Annotated in this window: 20 protein-coding genes; 4 read left to right on the top strand and 16 right to left on the bottom strand. The window is 73.1% G+C overall.

The features are described 5' to 3' along the window. Positions 1-59: 59 nt before the first annotated feature. The 11 genes from QSK26_RS30290 to QSK26_RS30240 are packed head-to-tail and all read right to left on the bottom strand — an operon-like array spanning position 60 to position 11,467. Entirely contained in the window at positions 60-869 is an 810-nt protein-coding gene (locus QSK26_RS30290; RefSeq protein WP_285778702.1) for an HpcH/HpaI aldolase/citrate lyase family protein, read from the bottom strand. Further along, entirely contained in the window at positions 869-2,041 is a 1,173-nt protein-coding gene (locus QSK26_RS30285) for a CaiB/BaiF CoA transferase family protein (protein ID WP_285778701.1), read from the bottom strand. Before QSK26_RS30285 ends, QSK26_RS30290 begins: the two co-directional genes overlap by 1 nt. Then, on the bottom strand, positions 2,038-2,922 hold the full coding sequence (locus QSK26_RS30280) for a ribokinase (RefSeq protein ID WP_285778700.1): 885 nt from the start codon (positions 2,920-2,922) through the stop codon (positions 2,038-2,040). The genes QSK26_RS30285 and QSK26_RS30280 overlap by 4 nt, the downstream gene beginning before the upstream one ends. Continuing rightward, the gene (locus QSK26_RS30275; RefSeq protein ID WP_285778699.1) at positions 2,919-4,247 is read right to left on the bottom strand and encodes an ADP-ribosylglycohydrolase family protein; all 1,329 of its coding nucleotides are present in this window, start codon (positions 4,245-4,247) and stop codon (positions 2,919-2,921) included. The genes QSK26_RS30280 and QSK26_RS30275 overlap by 4 nt, the downstream gene beginning before the upstream one ends. Beyond that, a complete protein-coding gene (locus QSK26_RS30270; protein ID WP_285778698.1) occupies positions 4,244-5,380 on the bottom strand; it encodes an ADP-ribosylglycohydrolase family protein in 1,137 nt (378 codons plus the stop codon). Before QSK26_RS30270 ends, QSK26_RS30275 begins: the two co-directional genes overlap by 4 nt. Beyond that, the gene (locus QSK26_RS30265) at positions 5,377-6,384 is read right to left on the bottom strand and encodes an ADP-ribosylglycohydrolase family protein (protein WP_285778697.1); all 1,008 of its coding nucleotides are present in this window, start codon (positions 6,382-6,384) and stop codon (positions 5,377-5,379) included. Before QSK26_RS30265 ends, QSK26_RS30270 begins: the two co-directional genes overlap by 4 nt. 7 nt (positions 6,385-6,391) lie before the next feature. Next, positions 6,392-7,372 (bottom strand): ADP-ribosylglycohydrolase family protein, encoded by a 981-nt coding sequence (locus tag QSK26_RS30260; RefSeq protein WP_285778696.1) that lies wholly within the window; start codon positions 7,370-7,372, stop codon positions 6,392-6,394. Beyond that, complete coding sequence (locus tag QSK26_RS30255; protein WP_285778695.1) at positions 7,369-8,685, bottom strand: ABC transporter substrate-binding protein; 1,317 nt, start codon at positions 8,683-8,685, stop codon at positions 7,369-7,371. The genes QSK26_RS30260 and QSK26_RS30255 overlap by 4 nt, the downstream gene beginning before the upstream one ends. Positions 8,686-8,713: 28 nt before the next feature. Next, positions 8,714-9,556, bottom strand: coding sequence for a carbohydrate ABC transporter permease (locus tag QSK26_RS30250; RefSeq protein ID WP_285778694.1), 843 nt, complete (start codon positions 9,554-9,556; stop codon positions 8,714-8,716). Position 9,557: 1 nt separating this feature from the next. Next, on the bottom strand, positions 9,558-10,457 hold the full coding sequence (locus QSK26_RS30245; RefSeq protein ID WP_285778693.1) for a carbohydrate ABC transporter permease: 900 nt from the start codon (positions 10,455-10,457) through the stop codon (positions 9,558-9,560). Beyond that, positions 10,454-11,467 (bottom strand): LacI family DNA-binding transcriptional regulator, encoded by a 1,014-nt coding sequence (locus QSK26_RS30240; RefSeq protein ID WP_285778692.1) that lies wholly within the window; start codon positions 11,465-11,467, stop codon positions 10,454-10,456. Before QSK26_RS30240 ends, QSK26_RS30245 begins: the two co-directional genes overlap by 4 nt. Positions 11,468-11,737: 270 nt before the next feature. Between QSK26_RS30240 and QSK26_RS30235 the strand changes: the two genes are divergently transcribed. Continuing rightward, positions 11,738-12,145: a GlcG/HbpS family heme-binding protein gene (locus QSK26_RS30235; RefSeq protein ID WP_285778691.1), complete on the top strand. Its 408-nt coding sequence runs from the start codon at positions 11,738-11,740 to the stop codon at positions 12,143-12,145. Positions 12,146-12,415: 270 nt separating this feature from the next. Then, a complete protein-coding gene (mihF, locus tag QSK26_RS30230; protein ID WP_285778690.1) occupies positions 12,416-12,721 on the top strand; it encodes an integration host factor, actinobacterial type in 306 nt (101 codons plus the stop codon). A 15-nt stretch (positions 12,722-12,736) separates the two neighbouring features. On the opposite strand, the gene QSK26_RS30225 is transcribed toward mihF, so the two are convergent. Together QSK26_RS30225 and QSK26_RS30220 are read right to left on the bottom strand one after the other, a co-directional pair. Then, positions 12,737-13,384, bottom strand: coding sequence for a response regulator transcription factor (locus QSK26_RS30225; RefSeq protein WP_285778689.1), 648 nt, complete (start codon positions 13,382-13,384; stop codon positions 12,737-12,739). Next, positions 13,375-14,622, bottom strand: coding sequence for a sensor histidine kinase (locus QSK26_RS30220; RefSeq protein WP_285778688.1), 1,248 nt, complete (start codon positions 14,620-14,622; stop codon positions 13,375-13,377). The genes QSK26_RS30225 and QSK26_RS30220 overlap by 10 nt, the downstream gene beginning before the upstream one ends. A gap of 238 nt (positions 14,623-14,860) precedes the next feature. Here QSK26_RS30220 and QSK26_RS30215 point away from each other — a divergent pair, with 238 nt between their 5' ends. Further along, entirely contained in the window at positions 14,861-16,210 is a 1,350-nt protein-coding gene (locus QSK26_RS30215; protein ID WP_285778687.1) for an acyltransferase family protein, read from the top strand. Positions 16,211-16,251: 41 nt separating this feature from the next. Here the strand turns inward: QSK26_RS30215 and QSK26_RS30210 are convergent, their stop codons facing one another. After that, on the bottom strand, positions 16,252-16,899 hold the full coding sequence (locus tag QSK26_RS30210; RefSeq protein WP_285778686.1) for a hypothetical protein: 648 nt from the start codon (positions 16,897-16,899) through the stop codon (positions 16,252-16,254). A gap of 228 nt (positions 16,900-17,127) precedes the next feature. Between QSK26_RS30210 and QSK26_RS30205 the strand changes: the two genes are divergently transcribed. Then, a complete protein-coding gene (locus QSK26_RS30205) occupies positions 17,128-19,623 on the top strand; it encodes a DEAD/DEAH box helicase (RefSeq protein WP_285778685.1) in 2,496 nt (831 codons plus the stop codon). A 21-nt stretch (positions 19,624-19,644) separates the two neighbouring features. On the opposite strand, the gene QSK26_RS30200 is transcribed toward QSK26_RS30205, so the two are convergent. Next, positions 19,645-20,610, bottom strand: a complete 966-nt coding sequence (locus QSK26_RS30200) for a TAXI family TRAP transporter solute-binding subunit (protein WP_285778684.1) — start codon at positions 20,608-20,610, stop codon at positions 19,645-19,647. Beyond that, entirely contained in the window at positions 20,607-22,559 is a 1,953-nt protein-coding gene (locus tag QSK26_RS30195; RefSeq protein ID WP_285778683.1) for a TRAP transporter permease, read from the bottom strand. The genes QSK26_RS30200 and QSK26_RS30195 overlap by 4 nt, the downstream gene beginning before the upstream one ends. Positions 22,560-22,694 lie beyond the last annotated feature (135 nt).

Here is a 22,694-nt window from a genome sequence, read left to right as displayed (position 1 = left end):
TACCGTGTCCGCCATCTCACCACACGCCGGACTTGACATCTAAATCTCACTCCAGGACATCAGCCGGGTACGGATCGCCCGGCGTCGGCCAGGACCTCCTCGGCCTGGCGGACGATCGCCGCGTCCACGAACCGGCCGTCGGGCAGCGCGGCGGCGCCGGCCCCGGCCAGGGACATGACCTCGCGGGCCCGCGCCACCTCCTCCTCGGTGGGCCGGAAGGCGGCGGCGATCACCGGGAGCTGGGCGGGATGGATCGCGGTCCTGCCGCGGAACCCCAGCGCCCGGCCCGCCGCGCAGGAGGCGGCCAGCCCGTCGAGGTCGCGCACGTCGGCGTAGGCGGACTGGACCGGCGCCGGCAGGCCGGCCGCGCGGGCGGCGACGACGATCCGCGACCGGACCCAGGCGAGCCCCGCCTCGTCGCTCACCCGCAGGTCGGCCCGCAGGTCGGCCTCGCCGAGCCCGACGCTCGCCACGGCCGGCGAGGCGGTCGCGATCTCGAAGGCCCGCTCCACGCCGAGCGCCGACTCCAGCAGCGGGTGCAGCCGCGCGCCCGGCACCGCTCCGGCGACGCCGGCGAGTTCCGCCGCCGACTCCACCTTGGGCAGCCGCACCCCCTCGGTCAGGGCGAGGTAGGGGGCCAGCTCGTCGAGGTCGGCGGCGCCGTACGGGCCGCGCGGGTCGTTGATCCGGATCTGCAGCGGGCGGGACACCCCGGAGGCGAGCAGCGCGGCGGTGTTCTCCCTGGCCCGGTCCTTGGCGTCGTCGGCGACCGCGTCCTCCAGGTCGACGATCACCACGTCGGCGGCGGTGGCGAGCGCCTTGGCCACCCGGTCGGGCCGGTCGGCGGGCACGTAGAGCAGGGTGAGCATCAGACGACGCCCTTCTCGCGCAGCTCGGCGATCCTGGCCGGGGAGAGGCCGAGCCCGGCGAGGACCTCGGCGGTGTCGGCGCCGTGCGGGCGGCCGGGCCAGCGGATCTCGCCCGGCGTGCCGGACAGCCGGAACATCACGTTCTGCATGCGCAGGTCGCCCAGCTCGGGGTCGGACACGGTGGTGATCGCGTCGAGCGCGGCGAGCTGCGGGTCGGCCAGCACGTCGCGCACGTCGTAGACCGGCGCGACCGCGGCCTGCGCCTCCTCGAACGCGGTGAGCACCTCCTGCCTGGACCGTTCGGCCACCCAGGCGGCCACGGCCGCGTCCAGCTCGTCGGCGTGCTCGGCGCGGCCGGCGCCGGTGGCGAACCACGGCTCGGCCACGACCTCGGGCCGCCCGACGAGGCGCATCACCCGTTCGGCGATGCTCTGGGCGGAGGTCGAGACCGCCACCCAGGCGCCGTCCGCGCACCGGTAGGTGTTGCGGGGCGCGTTGTTGACCGACCGGTTGCCGGTGCGCGGCGGGATGACGCCCAGCCGGTCGTAGATGGTCGGCTGCGCGCCGAGCACGGTCAGGATGGGCTCGATGATCGACAGGTCGGCCACCTGCCCCCTGCCGGTGTGCTCACGGGCGCGCAGCGCGGTCATCACGGCGTAGGCGGTGGCGATCGCGCAGATGCCGTCGGCCAGCCCGAACGGCGGCAGCGTCGGCGGCCCGTCCGGCTCCCCGGTCATCGCGGCGAACCCGCTCATCGCCTCGGCCAGCGTGCCGAAGCCGGGCCTGCGGGCGTACGGGCCGGTCTGCCCGAAACCGGTCACCCGGGCGAGGACCAGGCCGGGGTTGGCCTCGGAAAGGCGCTCGTAGGAGAGGTTCCAGCGTTCCAGGGTGCCGGGGCGGAAGTTCTCGATCACCACGTCGGCGTCCCTGACCAGCTCGACGAGCAGGTCCTGGCCCTCGGGCGCGGACAGGTCGAGGGTGATCGCGCGCTTGTTGCGGCCGAGCAGCTTCCACCACAGCCCGCCGGGGCCGTGGCCGCGTGCCGGGTCCGGTTTGGCCGGGTGCTCCACCTTGGTCACGTCGGCGCCGTAGTCGCCGAGCAGCATGGCCGCGGTGGGACCCGCGAAGAGGGTGGCGAGGTCCAGGACCCGGATGCCTTCGAGGGGTTTCACGGCCGCTCCGCGAGGAAGCGGTCGATCTCGGCGCGGAGCGGCATGGAGGTGCTCGCCCCCTCGCGCTGCACGGACAGCGCCGCCGCGGCGGAGGCGAAGCGGAGGGCGTCGGCGGGCGGGCGGCCCTCCTCGCGGGCCACCGCGAGGGCCCCGGCGAACGTGTCGCCCGCCGCGGTGGTGTCCACCGCGCGCACCTCGAAGGCGGGCACGTGCACCGGCGCGGCGTCGCGCGCGCCGTACAGCGCGCCCTCGCCGCCGAGGGTGATGACCGCCTCGGGGACCCGTTCCAGCAGCTCGGCGAGGGCCTGCCCGGGGTCCTTGCGGCCGGTGATCGCGGCGGCCTCGTGCTCGTTGGGCAGGATGAGGGTGACCGCGTCCAGCAGGTCGCCGGGCAGCGGGACGACCGGCGCCGGGGTGAGGATCACCTCGGTGCGCGCCCGGCGGGCCGCCTCGGTCACGGCCGCCAACGGGAGTTCGAGCTGGAGCAGCAGCGCGCCTGAGCGGCCGATCGCCTCGGCGCCGGCGTCGGTGGGGCCGGTGACGGCGCCGTTCGCGCCGGGGACCACGATGATCGAGTTGCCGCCCCGGTCGTCGACGACGATGTGCGCGATGCCGGAGGGGCCCGGCTCGGTGCGCAGGTGCGTGACGTCGACCCCGGCGCCGGCCAGCGTGGCTCTCAGCTCGGGGCCGAACGCGTCGTCGCCGACCGCGCCCAGGAACAGCACGGACCCGCCCGCGCGGGCGGCGGCCACCGCCTGGTTGGCCCCCTTGCCGCCGGGGATCGCGCGGAACGCCCGCCCCGTGACGGTCTCGCCGAGCGCCGGGGCCTGGGCCACGTAGGCGACCAGGTCCATGTTGGCGCTGCCGAATACGCTGATCACTGAACCTCCAAGGTACGGCGGGCGAGCTCGTCCAGCCCGATCCCGTCGAATCCCGTGATGCTGCTGGCCAGTCGATTCTCCATGGCCCACCGCTCCGGGATCGCCCCGGCCCCGGCGAGCGCCCCCGCCACGGAGCCGGCGGTGGCCCCGGCCGAGTCGGTGTCCCAGCCGCCGGCGACGGCGCCCGCGATCGCGGCGGTGAAGTCGCCCCGGGCGTGCACCAGCGTGGCGGCGACCAGGGCGGCGTTGTTGACCGTGTGCACCCAGTGCAGCCCGGCGTGCCGTTCGTGCAGGGCGTCGAGGACCCGTTCGAAGTCGGGCTCGGCGCGGGCGGTCGTCACCGCGTGCCGTACCGCCGCCGCGAGCCGGGAGCGTTCGGGGACTACGGACAGGCCGGCCGCGACGACCTCCTCGGCGTCGGCGGCGACCAGCGCGGCGGCGCACATGGCGGCGGCGAACATCGCGCCGTAGATCCCGTTGGCCGTGTGGCTGAGCCTGGCGTCGCGCCAAGCCATCCCTGCCGCCGCGCCGGGGTCACCCGGGTTGACCCAGCCGTAGACGTCGGCCCTGATCAGGGCGCCGATCCACTCCCTGAACGGGTTGCGGTGCACGGCGGTGGCGGGCGGTTCGAGCCCGGCCAGCAGGTTGCGGTAGGCGATCCGCTCGGCGGTGAACACCCGGCCGCCGGGCAGCTCGTCCAGCCACGTCCGGGCGACGTCGTCGGTGCCGAAGCCGCGCCCGTGGCGTTCCAGGACGGCGAGGGCGAGGAGCGGGAAGTTGAGGTCGTCGTCCTCGGGCACGCCCGCGATGTTCTCGGCCAGGGAGGTGGCCGCGCTGCGCCGGTTCCACGGCCACCGCCCGGCGACCTCGGCGGGCAGCCCCACGGCGGTGAACCAGCCGCGGACCGGCCAGTTGCCGGTGGCCTCGGCGATCTCCCTGATCCCGGCGCGCGGGATCTTCTCCACCGGTTTGCCGAGCACGCATCCGGCGGCCCGGCCCCGCCAGGCGCCGAGCATCCGGTCGGGGTCCGCGGGCCTGCGGGAGCCGGAGGGCCATCGCGGGCAGGCGGCGACGATGTCCGCCAGGTCCGACGGCTCGTCCAAGGGCGACTCCAGCGCGGCGAGTTCGTCGAGGATCTCCTCGGCGAGCGCGGCGAGGGCCGGTCCGGCGGGGGCGGGCGAGGCGCCGGCGCGCGGCGGCGCGTCGTGGCCGCCCGCCGCCCGCCAGCGGGCGGCGATCTCCGCGACGTCCCTGCCGTCCTGGCCGGCCTGGCGCAGTTCGTGCCCGACGAGGTCCTCCGGCTGCACCCAGGTGAGCCTGATCATGCCAGCAGCCCGCCGAACGCCTCGTCGGCCGCGCGCCGCCGCAGGGCGTCGGCCGCGCGCACCCGCGCCGCCACCCCGGCCAGCGCGAGCCCGGGGGCCACCAGGTCGAGCCGGCTGGCGGTGCCCACGTCGGAACGCCAGTCCGCGGGGACCGCGTCCAGGCCGCCGAGCGCGCCGGCGATGGCGCCGCCCATGCTGGCGATCGAGTCGGCGTCGCGGCCGTAGTTGGTGCCGCCGAGCACGGTGTCGCGGTAGTCGCCCTTGGCGATCAGCAGGAACGCCAGCGCCAGCGGCAGTTCCTCGATGCTGTGCAGCCTGCTCGGGCGGCGCGCGCCGAGCCCCTGGTCCCGGTAGGTGTCGGCGACCGTGTCGTAGGGCGCCATCGCGGCGCGCAGCCCGGCGAAGGAGCCCTCCCAATGGCCGAACTCCCGGGCCTTCTCACACACTGCCTCGATCGCGGCCCTGGTCCCGTCGTGGGCGAGCCGCAGCGCGGTCTCCACCACGGTCTCGGCGGTGGCTCCCGGGCGCATCGCCTCGGCGACGGCGGCGGCGAGCACCCCGGCGGCCTCCCGGCCGTAGCTCGACTGGTGGGCGCCCGCGACGTCGATCGCCTCGGCGTAGGCGGCGTCCGGGTCGGCGGCGTTGACCACGCCCACCGGGGCCATGTACATGGCCGCGCCGCAGTTGACGATGTTGCCGACGCCGGCCTCGCGCGGGTCCACGTGCCCGTAGTGCAGGCGCAGCACGAGCCACTTCTCGGCCAGGAACACCCGGTGCAGCGGCAGCGCCTCGGCCTCCAGCTCGGGGATCCAGCGCTTCTCGCCCATCATCTCCGGCACGAGATGCTCGGCGACCGCGTAGGCGTCCAGGTGGCCGCCGGCGCGCTCGTAGACGCGGACCAGGGCGTGCGTCATCAGGGTGTCGTCGGTGACGTGGCCGTCGCCCTTGTGGTACGGGGCGATGGGACGGGCGTTGCGCCAGTCGTCGTGGTAGGGCGGCACGATGCCTTCGACCCGCCCGCCGTACCGTTGCCCGATCTGTTCCGGGGTCCAGCCCTCAGTGGCACCGCCGAGCGCGTCCCCCACCGCGGCCCCGGCCAGACAGCCGGCGGCCTTGTCCTCAAGCGGCGTCATGCTTCTCCTCTACTCTTGGCGTCGTTCGCTGGTCGGCGGAGGTCGTCGGCCAGGGCGAGCAGGTCCGTCCCGGCGAGGTCGGGCAGGCAGCAGCCCGCCAGCGTGCGGGCGGCCCCGGCCCAGGCGGCGGGCAGCGCCGCGTAGCCGCCGATCGCCCCGGTGAGCGCCCCGGTCAGGGCGGGCGCGGAGTCGGCGAGGTCGGGCAGGCAGGCGGCGGCGGGTACGGCGGCGCCGAGCCGGCCGCCGGAGGCGACGGTCAGGGCCAGCGCGACCGGCACCGTCCGCGCCGCCGCCACGCCGTAGCTGTAGACGTGGTCGAGCAGGGCGGCGTCCAGTTCCGGCACGGCCGAGAACGGGTCGCCCGCGGCCCGCGCCACGTCCAGCGCGATCCTGGCCGCGGTGCCGATCGCGGTGTAGGCGGGCAGTTCGGCCAGCGCGGCGGCGGCCACCTGCTCGGCGTCGCCGCCGCGCACGGCCGTGCCGACCGCCGCGGCGACGGCCAGCGCCGCGAGCACGCCGTCGCCCGCGTTGGTCACCTCGGCGTCGGCGCGCGGGTCCAGCCCGGCCGCGCCGAAGGCCACCGCGCGCACGGCCGCCGAGTCGTCGAAGAAGTGCGGGTTGTCGTGCCCGGTCACCGGCGGCCTGCGCCCGGCGGCGAGACCGTCCAGCGCGCTGCGCACCGAGATCCGCACCCGCAGGTCGGTACGGCCGGCCAGCTCGCCGAACGCCTCCGCCCGGTCCCGCCCGATGGTCGCGGCGGTCCAGGCGAGCCACTCCGCGTCGTCGGACGGCCCGGTGGCCAGCGGCCCGACCGGCTGGTTCAGCGCGAACGGCACCGGCAGCGCGGTCAGCGCGTGCTTCTCCGCGAACTCGTCCAGCTCCCTGCGCAGCCGCCTGCTCCACGGCGCGTGCAGGCCGGAGCGGTGCCGCTGCGCGGGCCATCCGGCGGCGTCGCCGATGGCGAGCCCGACGAACGCGCCGCGAATCCTGTCCCCCGATGTCATCGTGTGCTCAGATTCCTTCCGGCCGTTCCCGATCACGTGCCGCCACCAGCTCCGCCGCCACGTCCAGCACGTGCCGGCCGGCGACGACGGGCAGGCAGGCGCCCCTGACCGGCCCGATCTCCCGTGCCCAGCGGGCGGGCACGCCACTCTCACCGCGTCCGGCGCCGGACAGGGCGCCGGCGATGGCGGCCGTGGTGTCGGCGTCCCTGCCCAGGTTGGCGGCGGCGACCACGGACTCCTCCACGTCCCCGCCGCCGGCCAGGTAGGCGGCGAACGCGAGCGCCACCGCCTCGGGCGCGAGGTCGGTCCACGGGTAGTGCCGGACCACCACGGCGTCGTGCAGTTCCTCCGCGCCGCCCGCCCGCCGCGCGATGTCGGCGGCGGCGCGGACCGACCGGGAGGTCCAGGAGTCCTCGGGGATCGCGGCCAGGCCCGCGGCCACCGTCTCGTCCGGCTCCGCGCCGGCCATGGCCGCGGCGACCGCCGCCGCGACCGCCTGCCCGCCGTAGACGCCTTCGCCGCTGTGGCTCACCGCGCCGTCGGCGGCCACCAGCCGCGCCGCCTCACCGGGCTCGCCCGCGGCGAAGATCCCGTACGGCGCGGCCCGCATGGCCAGCCCGTCCGACCAGCCGTGCTCGTGCCACCGACCGGTCAGCGGCGGTTCCAGGCCGCGCCGCAACGCCTGGACGGTGCCCAGCTCGGAGAACCCGGCGCCGCGCATCGGCCCTTCGACGAGCGGCACGACCTCCTCGCGGTAGGCGCGGGCGACGTCGCCGGCGGTGAGCCGGGAGCCGTGCCGGGAGAGCAGCATCGCGGCGAAGATGGAGTACTCGGTGTCGTCGGTGCCGCCCTTGCCCGGTTCGATCTCGGTCAGCCGGCCCCACCGGCGGACGATCTCCGCCGGTTCGAGGTTCTCCGCCGGGCGGCCGAGGGCGTCGCCGGCCGCGAGGCCGAGCAGGCACCCCCGGGCCCGGTCAAGAATGCTCACGACGCGTAACGCTCCAGGACCTTGTTGCCCTCGTCGACGAGACGGGTGGCCGCCTGGTCCAGGGTGATCTTGTTGGCGAAGTACTCCTGCAGGACCGGGGTGGCGACCTTGCTCTTCCACTCGTCGAAGCCGTTCACCTTCAGGTAGGGGGCGACGACGAGGTTCTTGGCGGAGGCGGTGGCCACGTCCCAGCCGTTCTCCGTGCCGGTGATGGACGGGTCGGCGGCGGCCTTGACGCTGGTCGGCAGCAGCCAGTCGCCCTTGGCGAGCTTGGCCTGGTTGGCGCCGTTGAGGAAGAAGGAGATGAACTTCAGCGCCTCGTCCGGGTGCTCGCTGTCGGCCGCGACGGACAGCGTCTGCGAGGTGGCGCCCTGCTCGGACGTGGTGCCCTTCAGCGGCGGCAGCGTGATCCACTCGAAGCCCTCGGGGGCCTGCTCGACGACCTGCTGGCGCAGGTAGACGCCGGCCGGCAGCAGGGCGTACTTGCCGGCGTAGAAGCCGGGCAGCGGGTCGGCGGTGCCCATGCCGAGCGCGGACGGGTCGGCCGACTTGTCGGTGTAGAGCTGGTCGTGGATCCGCTGGAGCACCTCGCGCTCCTGCGGGCCCACCTTGACCGTCGTCTTCCCCGAGCCGTCGGTGGCGAAGAAGGTGCCGCCGAAGTTCAGCGCCAGGTTGAGCACCCGGTTGACCGGGGACTTCATCCCCCAGGCGACGCCGAACCGGTCGCCGGGCTTGGTGAGCTTCTTGGCGATCTCGGCGAACTCGTCCCAGGTCCACGGCTCCTGCGGGGTGGGGATGCGGACCTTCGCCTCCTCCAGCAGCTTCTTGTTGGCGATGATGACCTGCGACTCCTGGAGGAACGGCACGCCGTACACGCCCTGGCCGCCCCTGCCGTCGCCGAAGGTGACGGTGTCCCAGGCGGGCTGGGGGATGTCGCTCTTGAGTTCGGCGGGCAGCTTCGGGGTCAGGTCGAGCAGGTAGCCGCGGGAGGCGAAGCCGGCCAGCGCCGGGGAGTCGTCGTGGATGACGTCCGGCGGGTCGCCGCCCTCGAAGGAGGTGACGAGCTGGTCGTTGACGTTGTCCCAGCTGCCCTGGACGTATTCGACCTGGATGTTCGGATTGGCGTTGTTCCACTCGGCGACCAGCTGCTTGTTGGCGGCGATCGACTCCTTCTGCCAGGCCAGGCTGAGGAACTGCAGCCGGACCGGCTCGTTCGACGTGGCCTGACCGCCTCCGTCGCCCGACCCACACGCGGCGGCGGTCAGGGCGACCAGCGCGGCCGCCGCGGCCGCAAGTGCGGTTCTCACACGCATGAGCACTCTCCCATCGGGACCTACCTTGCTAACCCTTGACGGCGCCGGCCATCAGGCCGGACCTGAGCCGCCGCTGGATGACTGCGAAGAACACCATGCTCGGGATCGTCGCCAGCAGCGATGCGGCGGCGAGCGGGCCGAGCCGTACCACTCCCTCGGGGCCGGTGAACTTCGCCAGCGTCAGGGGGAGGGTGGCCACGTCCGGGTCCTTGAGCACGACCAGTGCGAACAGGAACTCGTTCCAGGACGAGATGAAGGAGAACAGCAGCGTGGCCACCACGCCGGGGGCGAGCAGCGGCGCCACCACGCTGACCAGCGACCGCACCCGGCCCGCGCCGTCCACCGCCGCGGCCTCCTCCAGCTCGCGCGGCACCGCCCGGACGTAGCCGAGCAGCATCCACAGCGCGAACGGCAGCACGAACGTGACGTGCACGAGGATCAGCCCGACCAGCGTGTTCACCAGGTCCAGCCGGCGCAGCACCATGAACAGCGGGATGATGATCAGGATGAACGGGAAGACCTGGCTGACCAGCACCCAGCCGATCGCGATCCGGTTGATCACCGACCGGTAGCGCGCCATCGCGTACGCCGCGGGCAGCGCGAGCACCACGGTCAGCACGGCGCAGGCGAGCGCCACCACGAGGCTGCGCAGCGCGCCGCCGAGGAGGTCCTGCTCGCTGAACGCGGCGGCGAAGTTGGCCAGCGTCGGCTGCCTGGGCAGCCACGTCGGGTCCAGCAGGGCCATCTCGCGCGGCGTCTTGAGCGCGGTGGACAGCAGCCACAGCAGCGGGAACGCCAGGAAGACCATGTAGGCGGCGAGGGCGAGGTACTGCCCCGCCCGGCCGGCGCGCCTGGTGAGGGGACGGGCCATGTCAGTTCGCCTCCCGCATCTGACGCCAGAGATAGAGGCCGAGCACGGCCAGCACGACGACCACGATCGCCACGCCGAGGGTGGCCGCGTAGCCGAAGAAGCCGTAGCGGAACGCCTCCTCGTAGGCGAAGAGCATCGGCAGCCGGGTCTGCCCGCCCGGACCGCCCTGGGTGAGCACGTAGACCAGGCTGAACTGGTTGATGTTCCACACGAAGTCCAGCGAGGTGATCGCGACGATCACCGGGCGGAGCTGGGGCAGGGTGACGTTCCAGAACCGCCGCCAGACGCTCGCGCCGTCCATCTGGGCCGCCTCGTGCAGTTCCTTCGGCACGCTCTGCAGCCCGGCCAGCAGGACGACGGTGGTCTGCGGCATGCCCGCCCAGACGCCCACGACGATCACCGCGGGCAGGGCGAGGGAGAAGTCGTTGAGCCAGTCGATGTTCTGGCCGATCAGCCCGAGGTCGCGCAGCACGGAGTTCAGCAGGCCGGCGTTGGGGTGGTAGACCAGCCGCCACATCAGGCCGATGACCACCGGCGGCATCGCCCACGGGACCACGGCGAGCACCCGGGCGAGGCCGCGCAGGCGCAGGTTCTGGTTGAGCAGCAGGGCCAGGCCGAGCGAGGCGGCGAACTGCACCACGGTCACCGACAGCGCCCAGATCATGCCGATCCGGAACGATCCCCAGAAGTCGCCGTCGGTCAGCAGGTCGCCGAAGTTGGCCAGGCCGACGAAGGACGGGTCCCGCCCGCCCTGGGCGTCGGTCAGCGACAGGGCGATGCCGTAGATGAGCGGTCCGACGCTGAAGACCAGCACCGGCACCAGGGCCGGCAGCATGAGCAGGAGCATCTCCCGCCGGCCGCGGTCCGGGGCGGTCCGCCGGCGGGCGTGCGCGGCCGTCATCGGGGCTCCTCCCCCACGGTGGAGGCGCGCACGACGAGCCTGGGCCGCACGGTGACCACCTGCGGTGGCCGGCCCGCGTCGTGCAGCCGGTCGAGGAGCAGTTGCGCCGCCGCCCGGCCGCGCTCGGCCGAGCCGAGCGAGACGCTGGTCACCGCGGGCCACGCGTCGGCGGCCAGGTCGATGTCGTCCATGCCGGCCACCGCGACGTCCTCGGGCACCCTGCGCCCGGCCCGCCGCAGCACGTGCAGCGCCCCGAGCGCGATCAGGTCGTTCGCGCACATCAGCGCGTCGATGTCGGGCGCCCGGTCGAGCAGCCGCCGCACCGCCTCCGCGCCCTCGGCCCGGTAGAAGTCGCCGGTCTCCACCAGCTCCGGCTGGTACGGCAGGCCGAGCGCGGCCAGCCCGTCGGCGTAGGCCGCGCCGCGCGCCGCGCCGGGCACGGTGTCCAGCGGGCCGTTGACGAAGCCGATCCGGCTGCGGCCCAGGCCGTGCAGGTGGTCCAGGGCGAGCCGCAGGCCGGTCCGCGAGTCGGTCCGCACGTTGTCCACCCGGAGCCCGTCCGGCACCGAGCCGATGACCACCACGGGCGCCCGTGCCGCCGCGATCGCCTTGACGAGTTCTTCGGTGACCCGCAGCGGGATCATGATGAGCCCGTCCACGTACCGCTCGCCCAGGCTGCGCAGCACGCCGATCTCGTCGCCGACGTCCGCGTCCGTGGAGTGCAGCACGAGCCGGTAGCCGGCCGCCTTCAGCACCGGCTGGATCTCGCGGACCATCGCCAGGTAGACCGGGTTGGCGATGTCGGCCATGGCGAAGGCGATCTGGTTGGTGCGCCGCGACTTCAGGGACCTCGCCACCGAGTTGGGCACGTAACCCAGCTCCTCGGCGGCGCTGAGCACCTTGTGCACGGTCTCCTGCCGGGTCGGCAGGCCGTTGAGCACCCGCGACACCGAGGCGATGGACACCCCGGCCCGCGCGGCGATCGTGGTGATCGTCGGCCCTTCCCCCACGCTGGACACTCCCGCCCGCTCTTGTGCCGTAAACGTTTACTCCCAAGCTCGCTTGTGTAAACGTTTACGGATGGATGAATGGCCCCTATGAAACCGGTGCGTAACGTAGGCGTCAAGTCACGACCTGGTAACGCGGCACCCGGCGGACCTGGGAAGACCGTGCGGGAGACGGTGCCGGGCGAGACCCGAAGGCTATCCTTCGCGCCGCGATCTTGCGGCGGAGGGACCGCGAAGGGTACGAACGAGACCCCGGCCCGGCACGGAGGCGACGTGAACCTGGAGCTCGCTCTGCGGATGTGTGAAGCGGCGATCAAGGAGGCGGTGCGAGCCGGCGCGCTGGTGTCGGTCGCCGTGGTGGACGCGGGAGGGCATCTCGTCGCCTTCCAGCGGATGGACGACGCCGAGATCGCCGGTCCGGCGCTCGCGCCCGGCAAGGCGTACACGGCGGTGGCGCACCGGATCTCGACCGCCGACCTCGCCCAGCTCGTCCAGCCGGGCGGCGAGCTGTACGGCCTGGCGGGCGACCGGCGGTACGTGTGCTTCGGCGGCGGCATCCCGCTGTGGTCCGGGCACGGCGACGGCGAACGGGTGATCGGCGGGGTCGGCGTCAGCGGCGGCACCGTCGTCCAGGACGTCGCCTGCGCCGAGGCTGCCGCCGCACTGTGGAACACGATCTGAACGCGCTCCGGACGCGCTCCGGACGCTCTCTGGACGCGCTCTGGACACGGCCTGGACGCGGGCCGGACGCGGTCCCGGACGGGGAGGACGGTCTGGACGCCGCACCGGCCGCCACCGGACCAGCGGGCCGCATTAGCCGTCGAACCGGGCATATGCCCTGGCAGGGGCACGGTGGGTGACGGGAAGCCCGGAAAACTCGGGCCCGCCGCGATTAGATTCGGCGCTGCGGGTAACTAGATCCGAGCCCCTACCCCCAAGGAGGACGAGCGCATGACGCTCCCCAGCCTTACCCCCGAGCAGCGCCTGGCCGCCCTGGAGAAGGCCGCGCAGGCGCGCGCCGCCAGGGCCGCGCTGCTCTCCAAGATCAAGACAGGCGAGCTGTCCTTCTCCGAGCTGCTGGACAAGGAGGACGACATCGCCAGGAAGACCAAGGTGTCCATGGCGTTACGAGCGGTGAAGGGCGTCGGGCCCGCGAAGGCCGGCGCTCTGATGCGGCAGGCGGGCGTGGACGCCAACCGGCGGATCGGCGGTCTCGGCGCGCAGCAGCGCCGCAAGCTGGTGGACGCGCTTTCCTGACCGCCTCCCGGTCACCTAGGAACGCAGATAGGTGAGCACGGCCAGCACCCGCCGGTGCTGGTCGGTGTCGTCGGCGTGCAGGCCGAGCTTCGCGAAGATGCTGCGGATGTGCTTCTCGACCGCGCCGTCGCTGATGACGAGCTGACGGCCGATGGCGGGGTTGGACCTGCCTTCGGCCATCAGGCCCAGCACCTCGCGCTCGCGCGGGGTGAGCGAGACGAGCGGGTCGTCGCGGCGCCGCCGTACCATCAGCTGGGCCACCACCTCGGGGTCGAACACCGTGCCGCCGCCGGCGACCCTGCGCAGGCCGCCGAGGAACTCGTCCACGTCGACGACCCGGTCCTTGAGCAGATAGCCGACCGCGCCCCTCGCGTCGGCGAGCAGATCGTCCGCATAGGACACCTCCACGTACTGGGACAGGATGAGCATCGGGGCGCCCGGCACCCGGCGGCGGGCCTCCACGGCCGCGCGCAGGCCCTCGTCCCGGAAGCTGGGCGGCATCCGGACGTCCACCACCGACACGTCGGGGCGGTTCGCCTCGACGGCCGTGATCAGGGCGTCGCCGTCGCCGACCGCCGCCACCACCTCGCAGCCGAACTCCTCCAGCAGCCGGATCAGGCCCTCCCTGATCAACACCGCGTCGTCGGCCACGACTACCCGCACGGTACCTCCGCCACGATCATCGTCGGCCCTCCCTGCGGCGACTCGACGGCCATCTCCCCGTCCACCGCGCGCAGCCGGTCGGCAAGACCGGACAGGCCGTGTCCCTTGGCGACGTGTGCGCCGCCGACCCCATCATCCCCGATCGTGAGCAGCAGCACGTCGCCCACCCGGGTGAGGGTGACGGTGCACTGGGTGGCGCGGCTGTGCTTGGCGACGTTGGTCAGCGACTCGGCGACGACGAAGTAGATCGTGTTCTCCACGGCCGCGGGGTAGCGCTCGGAGGTCTGCACGTCGATCTCCACCGGGACGGTGCACCGGCTCGCCAGCGCCGCCAGCGCGGGGGCGAGACCGCGGTCGGACAGGATCGGCGGGGCGATGCCGCGGGACAGCGCGCGCAGCTCGTCCAGGGTCTCCCGGGTGGCGAGGATGGCCTCGGCGATGGTGTGCTGGGCGCCCGACGGGTCCTTGCCCATCTGACGCTGGGCGCGGGACAGTTCCATCGCCAGGTGGACCAGGCGCTGCTGCGGCCCGTCGTGGATGTCGCGCTCCAGCCGCCGCAGGGCGGTGGCCTCGGCCGACACCGCGGCGGCGCGGCCCTCGGTGAGGTCCTCGATCCGCTCCTGCAACTCGGCCACCCCGACCAGCAGCGCACGGCCGAGCCCGGCCTTCAGCAGCGCCACCAGGTGCAGGACGAACGGCAGGGTGAGCAGGAAGAGCAGGCCGATCGCGAAGTTGAACGCGGCGTCGGCGATGTAGAGATCGGGCAGGCCGAGCAGGGAGGGCAGGGTGTTGTTGCCCGGGATGCGGTACAGGATCCAGCCGTAGAGCGGGTAGCTGAGGCCGGCCACCGTGCCGCTCCACCACGTCACCGCGAAGACGAATCCCACGATGGCGAACGGGAAGGCCAGGATGCCGTGCAGCAGGTCCAGCCAGGACTGGCCGTTGGTCAGCGGGTTCACCATGCGGCGGAACGCGCCGGCGTCCTTCGGGGCGGGGGCGTAGCGCGGCCTGGGGACCGGCCGGCCGAGCACTTCGGGCAGCTGACGCCGTTCCGTGTCGGCGAAGGTGCGGGCCAGCAGCAACGTCGTGGCCAGGATGGGCAGGCCCACCCAGACGACCGTGGTCCCCACGCCCGCCGCGAAGCCCGTGATCAGGAGGACGAAGGCGATGACGGCGACGGGGAATCCGATGAGCAGGTAACGCGTGTCGATGCCGGCCTGCTTGTAGAGGGAGCGCATGCGTCACACGTTATGAGGCGGGCGCGGCCGGGAACGACCCCGTGCGCAGGCGTCCCGGAGGTAGGGCGGGCACTACCCCGGGCCGGACCGCGTCCCGGCGGGCCGCGAAGGTAGGGCAGGCACTACCACGGGCGGTAGTGCGGCGTTGCGCGGAAGAGACGGGACCGCGTGACTGCGCAGGGACCCCCTCCGGCGAGAGGCTCGACACACCGCGCTCCTCGCCGAATCGAGCCCCGCCATGACCGTCCTGCTTGATCGTCCGCTGCCCGCCGCCAGGCCGCCGGCGGCCGTCTCCTCCCGTCCGCGCCCCGCCCTCGTACGCGACCCGTTCATCGACGTCCTGCGACTGTTCGGCATCGCCCTGGTCGTGCTCCAGCACTGGAGCATCCCGGTGCTCTCCTACACCTCCGGGCACATCGTCACCGGCAACGCCTTCGCCACCCCGGGGGCCGCCGCGATCACCTGGCTCACCCAGGTGATGCCGCTCGTCTTCTTCGCCGGCGGCGCCGCGAACGCCCTCAGCCTGCGCGCGTCCCTCCCCTCCGCCACGTCCACGGGCCCTTCGCCCTCGGCGCCCGGCCGTTCCGCGGTCTCCGCCGCCCTGCACGCCGCCGGGCCCGCCTGGCTCGCCCGCAGGCTGCGCCGGCTGGCCTGGCCGGTGCTGGCGCTGGCCGCGGTGTGGATCCCGCTGCCGCACGTGCTGCTCACCCTGGGCCTGCCCGCCCAGCCGGTGGAGGTAGGCGCCCGGCTCGCCGGCCAGCTCCTGTGGTTCCTCGCCGTCTACCTCATCGCGGTCACGCTGACCCCGCTGATGCTCAGGGCGCACGCGCGGCACGGCCTGCTGGTCCCCGCCCTGCTGGCCGCCGGGGCGATCCCGGTGGACGTGGCGAGGTTCGCCACCGGGGTGGAGTGGCTCGGCTACCTCAACATCCTCTTCGTCTGGCTCGCGGTGCACCAGCTCGGGTTCTTCCACGCGGAGAACCGCCTCACCAGGCCGGTCCCGCTGGCCGTGGGCGGCTTCGGCGCCGCCGCGCTGCTGGTCGCGTACGGCCCCTACCCGATGAGCATGATCGGGCTGCCGGGCGCCGCCGTGTCGAACATGGCGCCGCCCACCCTCGCCATGCTGGCCGTCGCGGCCGGTCAGATCGGCCTGGCCACGCTGCTGCGCCCGTACCTCACCCGGCTGGGCCGGCACCGCCTGATCGGCTGGGCCGGGTCGCGGATCATGACGGTCTACCTGTGGCACATGCCCGCGCTCTTCCTCGTCACCGGCGTCGTGGTGGTCGGGTTCGGCGTCGCCACCCCCGCTCCGGGCAGCCTGGCCTGGTTCGCCGGCTGGCCGCTCTGGCTCGCCCTGCTCGCCCTGGCGATCTATCCCCTGCTGCGGGTCTTCACCCGCTTCGAACAGCCGCCCGCCCTGCCGTACGGCAAGGCCACCTGGCCCGGCATGCTCACCGCGGCCGCCCTCATCGGCGGCGGCCTGCTCACCCTGACGGTCGCCGGCTTCGCCCCCGGCCTCACCCCGGTCGCCGCCCTCGTCGCCCTCGCCGGCGGCCTCCTGCTCACCGCCCCGGCCGCCCGGACGTGACGCACCGGGGACCCCGCACCCGGGGGTCCCCGTCCGCCGCGCTACGACCTGGCCGACACCACGCGCAGGATCTCCTTCAGCATCTCCCCATGGGACCGGAGCAGTTCCCCGTGCGACTCCAGAGCCTCACCGTGCGACTCCAGGGCCTTCCCCTGCGACTCCAGGGCCCTGCCGTGGGTGTCGAGGGTCTCGTCCTGCCGGGCCATGCGCTGTTTGATCTCCGAGACGTCCGTCTGGAGGCCGGTGACGTCCTTGCGCAGGAAGGCGACGTTCGACTGGAGGCCGGTGAGGTCCATCCGCAGGAAGGCGACGTCGGACTGGAGGCCGGTGACGTCCAGGCGCAGGAAGCCCAGGTCCGTCCGGAGGTCGGAGACGTGCGTCTTGACGGTGGCGACGTCGGACCTCACCTCCCGCTCGAACGTCGAGACGCGGTCGGTCAGCCCGGTGATCTGTCCGCTCAGACCGGTGATCTGTCCCCTGACCTCGCCGAGCGTGCCGGACAGGCCGGAGACGGTCCGGGTGAGCTGATCCGTGGCGTTCTTGGTCTCGCGCACGTCGGCGGAGACGTGCTTCAGGATCTCGCTCATGGCGTCGTAACGCGCGGTGGCCATGCCCGCCACGTGGTCTACCGCCTTGACCTGGTCCTCCAGGTGGGCCATGCGCTCCTCCGGGGTGGATGACGCGGTCAACGTATCAGCTCCTTCAGTCCGGGCCCAGGGATCGGGCGGGAACCGCATGCGATCATGTGATCACAGAGAGTCGTCGTCCGGTGCGTGTCACATCCGCCACCCCGGGCGAAAAGAACTCATCCCGGGGGCCAAGGATCGCCAACCACGTACGGCCCGGCGCGCGTGGCGGGCGGCGCGGATGTCGGCTTCGGGGATCGATCACTCTGCCGGTGGCGGCAGTATGGACGTGTGAGCCTCCTCGAATACCTGCCTGAAGAGACCGACGCCGACGCGGACAGCATCTTCGACGCCTTCGCCGAGTGGAACACCGAGCGCGGGCTCACCCTCTATCCGCACCAGGAGGAGGCGCTGATCGAGGTCGTCTCCGGCAACAACGTGATCCTGTCCACGCCCACCGGGTCCGGCAAGAGCCTGGTGGCGGCGGGCGCCCACTTCACCGCGCTGACCCGGGACGTGCGCACCTTCTACACCGCGCCCATCAAGGCGCTGGTGTCGGAGAAGTTCTTCGAGCTGTGCGCGCTGTTCGGCACCGAGAACGTCGGGATGATGACCGGCGACGCGAGCGTCAACCCGGGCGCGCCGCTGATCTGCTGCACGGCCGAGATCCTCGCCAACGTGGCGCTGCGCGACGGCGCCGGGGCCGACATCGGCCAGGTGGTGATGGACGAGTTCCACTTCTACGCCGAGCCGGACCGCGGGTGGGCGTGGCAGGTGCCGCTGCTGGAGCTGCCCAACGTGCAGTTCATCCTCATGTCGGCCACGCTCGGCGACGTGACCCGGTTCGAGGAGGACCTCACCCGGCGCACCGGCCGCCCCACCGCCGTGATCAAGAACGCCGAGCGCCCGGTGCCGCTGATCTACTCCTACCGGCTGACACCGCTGCACGAGACGCTGGAGGAACTGCTCTCGACCAGGCAGGCCCCCGTCTACATCGTGCACTTCACCCAGGCCGCGGCGATGGAGCGGGCCCAGGCGCTGATGAGCATCAACATGAGCACCAAGGCCGAGAAGGAGGCCATCGCCGCGCTCATCGGCAACTTCCGGTTCACCACCAAGTTCGGCCGGGCGCTGTCCAGGCTGGTGCGGCACGGCATCGGCGTGCACCACGCGGGGATGCTGCCGAAGTACCGGCGGCTGGTGGAGCGGCTGGCCCAGGCGGGCCTGCTGAAGGTCATCTGCGGCACCGACACGCTCGGCGTCGGCGTCAACGTGCCGATCCGCACCGTGCTGTTCACCGCGCTGTCGAAGTACGACGGGAGCAGGGTGCGGCGGCTGCGGGCCAGGGAGTTCCACCAGATCGCCGGACGGGCCGGCCGGGCGGGCTTCGACACCGTGGGGTACGTCGTCTGCCAGGCGCCCGAGCACGTCATCGAGAACGAGAAGGCGCTCGCCAAGATCGGCGACGATCCGAAGCGGCGCCGGGGATATGCCAGGAAGAAGCCGCCGGAGGGGTTCGTCGGCTGGAACGAGGAGACCTTCGAGAAGCTGCAGACCGCCGAGCCCGAGCAGCTCACCTCCCGGTTCAAGGTCAGCAACGCGATGCTGCTGGCGGTGATCAACCGTCCGGGCGACTGCTTCCAGGCGATGAAGCGCCTGCTCACCGACAACCACGACGACCGCAAGTGGCAGCGGCGGCACATCAGCCACGCCATCGCGATCTACCGTTCGCTGCTGGCGGGCGGCATCGTGGAGACGCTGCGCGAGCCGGACGAGCAGGGCCGCCGGGCCAGGCTCACCGTGGACCTCCAGGAGGACTTCGCGCTCAACCAGGCGCTGTCCACGTTCGCGCTGGCCACGTTCGAGCTGCTCGGCCCCGACTCCCCGACGTACGCGCTGGACATGGTGTCGATCATCGAGGCGACGCTGGACGACCCGAGGGCGATCCTGCACTCCCAGCTGAACAAGGCGCGCGGCGAGGCCGTGGCGCAGATGAAGGCGGACGGCATCGAGTACGACGAGCGGATGGAGCTGCTCGCCGAGATCACCTACCCGATGCCGCTGGCCGATCTGCTGCTGGGCGCCTACGAGACCTACCGGCACGGCCACCCGTGGGTGGGCGACCACACGGTCAGCCCCAAGTCGGTGGTGCGGGACATGTACGAGCGGGCGATGACCTTCACCGACTACGTGCAGTTCTACGAGCTGGCCCGGTCCGAGGGCACCGTCCTGCGCTACCTGGCCGACGCCTACCGCACGCTGTCCCGGACGATTCCCGAGCATCTGAAGACCGACGACCTGGTCGACCTGATCGAATGGCTGGGCGAGCTGGTCAGGCAGGTCGACTCCAGCCTGCTGGACGAGTGGGAGGCGCTGACCAACCCGGACGCCGCGCTCGCCGCCGAGCAGCAGATCGAGGTCAAGCCGCGCCCGGTGACCGGCAACCCGCGGGCCTTCCGGGTGCTGGTGCGCAACGCGATGTTCCGCCTGGTGGAGCTGGCCGCCCTGGAGAAGGAGGAGGAGCTGGCCGAGCCCGCCCCGGATGTCGACTGGGCCGCCGCGCTGGACGCGTACTTCGAGGAGCACGACGAGATCCGGACCGGCCCCGACGCGCGCGGTCCGGCGCTGCTGAGCATCGAGGAGGACGAGGGGTTCTGGCGGGTCCGCCAGACGATCGACGACCCGGCCGGGCACCGCGACTGGGGCATCGACGCGCAGGTGGACCTCGCGGCCTCCGACGAGGAGGGCCGCGCGGTCCTGCACGTCCTCGGGCTCAACCGGCTGTAGCCGGGGCGGCCCGGCGCCGGGTCAGGAGCCGGCGGCGAAGTACTGGGCCGAGCCGTCGTGCAGCGGGACGGGCTCGGTCTTCGGCGCGTTCTCCCTGGTGATGTCCTTGGCCGCGCTGTGCACCTTCTCCAGGTCCGCCTTGCGGTCGAAGAGCAGCTTGGTGAGGTTCCCGGCGAGGGCGGGGTCCATCTTCTCGTTGACGAGCAGCAGGTTCGGCACGACGATCGTGGGCACGTCGGCGGCCGTGCCGTACACGTCGCCGCCGACCGTGCCCGCGGCGTAGACCGGGCCGTGCGCCTGCTGCATGGCGGGCAGCACGTCGTCCAGCGGGACGAAGGCGACCCGGTCCTTCTCGCTGGTCATCAGGTCGGTGATGCCGGCGGTGGGCAGGCCGCCGGACCAGACGAGGGCGTCCAGGGTGCCGTCCTTGATGCCCTGGACGGTCTCCGGGAGGGACAGCGCCTGCCGGGTGACGTCCTTGTCCGGGTCGAGGCCGGCCGCCGCGAGCAGCCGCAGGGCGATCACCTCGGTGCCGGAGTTGGGCGAGCCGGTGGAGACCCGCTTGCCCTTCAGGTCGGCGATCGTGCGCACGCCCGCGTCGGTGCGGGCGATCACCTGGGTGAAGTTGTCGTAGAGGCGGGCCAGGGCGCGGATCGGCTGCGGGGCGGTGAAGGCGCCCTTTCCGCCGATCGCGTCGGCCGCGGAGTCGGCGAGGGAGAAGGCGATGTCGGAGTCGCCGCGCACGACCCGCTGGATGTTCTCCACCGACGCGCCGGTGGCCTCCGCGGTCGCCTGGTAGCCGGGGATGCCCTTGCCGATCTGCTCGGCGAGGCCGCCGCCGAGGACGTAGTAGACGCCCGTGGTGTTGCCGGTGGCGATGGACAGCCGCTGGCCGCCGCCGGCCGCGCCGCCTCCCTGCTCGCCGCCGCAGCCGGCCAGTACCAGGATTCCGGCCGCCACCAGCGCGGCCATACGCGTCAAGCTCACGAGTCGCTCCTCCTTCGAAGCAGCAGATGAACGGCGAGCGCCAGGACCAGCATGATCACGCCGGCCAGGATCGGCATCGGGGACAGCACCAGCAGCGCCACGGCCGCGGCGGCGCACAGCACCCGCTCGACCGGCCCGGCGGGCCCCACCAGCCAGCCGCCGGTGGCCGCGGCGAGCGCGGCGACCGCCAGCGCCGACACGGCGAGCGCCAGGGCGATCTCGCCGGGCGAGCCCTGCCCGAGCAGCGCGCCCCCGGCCGGGGTCAGCACGAAGGCGAACGGCACCAGGAAGGCGGGCAGGGTGTACTTCCAGGTGGCGAGCATGGTGCGCTGCGCGTTGCCGCCGGTGATCGCCGAGGCGGCGAAGGCGGACAGCGCGGTGGGCGGGCTGACCTCCGACAGCACCGCGTAGTAGAAGATGAACATGTACGCCTCGGCCGCGCTCACCCCGAGGTTCAGCAGGGCGGGGCCGATGATGACGGCGGCGATGACGAAGGACGCGGTCACCGGCACGGCGAGGCCGAGCAGCAGCACCGCCAGCGCGCACATGACCGCGGTGATCGCCAGCACGCCCGCGGACACCCCGACGATCAGCGAGCTGGCCTTGAGCCCGAGGCCGGTCAGCGTGACCACCGCGACGATCATGCCGGCCGCGGCGCAGGTGGCCGCGACGGGCAGCACGCCGGTGGCCCCGGCCGCGAGGGCCCGTACGGCGCGGCGCGGGGTGAGCCGGTGCTCGCGGTCCAGGAAGGACAGCGCGAAGGCGAGTATCGTCGCGTACGCCACTGCGCGGAACGGCGACTGGCCCACCGCCATCAGCACGACGATCACGAACAGCGAGCTGAAGTGGTAGCCGAAGCGGCGCAGCAGCGGCCACAGCCGGGGCGCGTCGATCCGCACGGCCTGGGTGCCGTACTTCCTGGCGTCGATCTCGATGGCCAGGAAGACGCCCAGGTAGTAGAGCAGCGTCGGGATGATCGCGTAGACGAGGACGGTGAGATAGCCGACCCGCAGGTATTCGGCGATGATGAAGGCCGCCGCGCCCAGGGTGGGCGGCGAGAGGATCGCGCCGATGCCGGCCGCGGCCAGCACGCCGCCGCCCTGTTCGCGCGGGTAGCCGGCGCGGCGCAGGATCGGCCACGCGACGCTGCCCACGCTCACCGTGGTGGCCACGCCCGAGCCGCTCACCGTGCCGAGCAGGAACCCGGCGAGGGTGACGGTACGGCCGGGCGCGGACCGCGAGCGGCGGAACGCGGCGAGCGAGACGTCCACGAAGAACCGGCCGGCTCCCGAGTGGTCGAGCACGGCGCCGTAGATCGTGAACAGGATGATGTAGGTCGCCGCCACGTCGAGCGGTACGCCGTAGACGCCCTCGGTGCCCATGACGAACGACGCCATGATCCGCTCGATGCCGTAGCCGCGGTGCCCGATCGCCCAGTCGATGGGGAGGTAGCCGCCGTAGTAGGCGTAGAGGAAGAAGCCGATGACGACGGCGGGGAGGATCCAGCCGACGGTGCGGCGCACGGCCTCCAGGATGAGCAGCGCGATCAGCGTGCCCGCCGCCACGTCGAGCGTCGTGGGCGCGAACGCCCGGCGGATGAGGTCGTCGAAGACCAGCAGCGGGTAGGCGCACGCGGCCAGCGCGAGGGCGGCGAGCACCCAGTCGGCGACCCCCGGGTTGTCCTTCGCGCCGGGGCGGCCCTGCCTGCTGCGCGGGCGGTAGCACAGGAAGACGAGCGGCAGCACGACGGCGAGGAAGCCCATGCGGTAGGGCAGCACCGGGCCGGGGCGGAACGTCCAGTAGAGCACGCCGAGCGTCGAGGCGACGCCGATGACCGTGACGGCCACGGCCACCGGCCCGGATAAGCTCCGTGCCGGCCGCTCGGCGTCAAGCTCCGCGATCAGCCCCTCGGGCGAGGGTGCCGCGTTCTGCTCCCGGGTTTCCGTCAAACGTCGTCTCCACTGGTGAGGCGGTGCGTCTGCCTGACTGAACGTTACGCGGAAGGCTGACAGTCGTCCGTAATTCTATGATCACAGTCTCATTACTGCCGGGTGAAACCGGGAATCCGCAGGAGAGCGGGGGTG

It is taken from the genome of Microtetraspora sp. NBRC 13810 (assembly GCF_030268685.1).
Taxonomy (GTDB): Bacteria; Actinomycetota; Actinomycetes; order Streptosporangiales; family Streptosporangiaceae; genus BSRQ01.
This window is presented reverse-complemented; position numbering and strand designations above follow the sequence as displayed.

What these genes read in the sequence shown, in the direction of transcription:
- QSK26_RS30290 (WP_285778702.1), bottom strand. Translation starts at nt 869, where the DNA reads ATGCTCACCCTGCTCTACGTGCCCGCCGACCGGCCCGACCGGGTGGCC.
- QSK26_RS30275 (WP_285778699.1), bottom strand. Translation starts at nt 4,247, where the DNA reads ATGATCAGGCTCACCTGGGTGCAGCCGGAGGACCTCGTCGGGCACGAA.
- QSK26_RS30270 (WP_285778698.1), bottom strand. Translation starts at nt 5,380, where the DNA reads ATGACGCCGCTTGAGGACAAGGCCGCCGGCTGTCTGGCCGGGGCCGCG.
- QSK26_RS30265 (WP_285778697.1), bottom strand. Translation starts at nt 6,384, where the DNA reads ATGACATCGGGGGACAGGATTCGCGGCGCGTTCGTCGGGCTCGCCATC.
- QSK26_RS30255 (WP_285778695.1), bottom strand. Translation starts at nt 8,685, where the DNA reads ATGCGTGTGAGAACCGCACTTGCGGCCGCGGCGGCCGCGCTGGTCGCC.
- QSK26_RS30250 (WP_285778694.1), bottom strand. Translation starts at nt 9,556, where the DNA reads ATGGCCCGTCCCCTCACCAGGCGCGCCGGCCGGGCGGGGCAGTACCTC.
- QSK26_RS30245 (WP_285778693.1), bottom strand. Translation starts at nt 10,457, where the DNA reads ATGACGGCCGCGCACGCCCGCCGGCGGACCGCCCCGGACCGCGGCCGG.
- mihF (WP_285778690.1), top strand. Translation starts at nt 12,416, where the DNA reads ATGACGCTCCCCAGCCTTACCCCCGAGCAGCGCCTGGCCGCCCTGGAG.
- QSK26_RS30220 (WP_285778688.1), bottom strand. Translation starts at nt 14,622, where the DNA reads ATGCGCTCCCTCTACAAGCAGGCCGGCATCGACACGCGTTACCTGCTC.
- QSK26_RS30215 (WP_285778687.1), top strand. Translation starts at nt 14,861, where the DNA reads ATGACCGTCCTGCTTGATCGTCCGCTGCCCGCCGCCAGGCCGCCGGCG.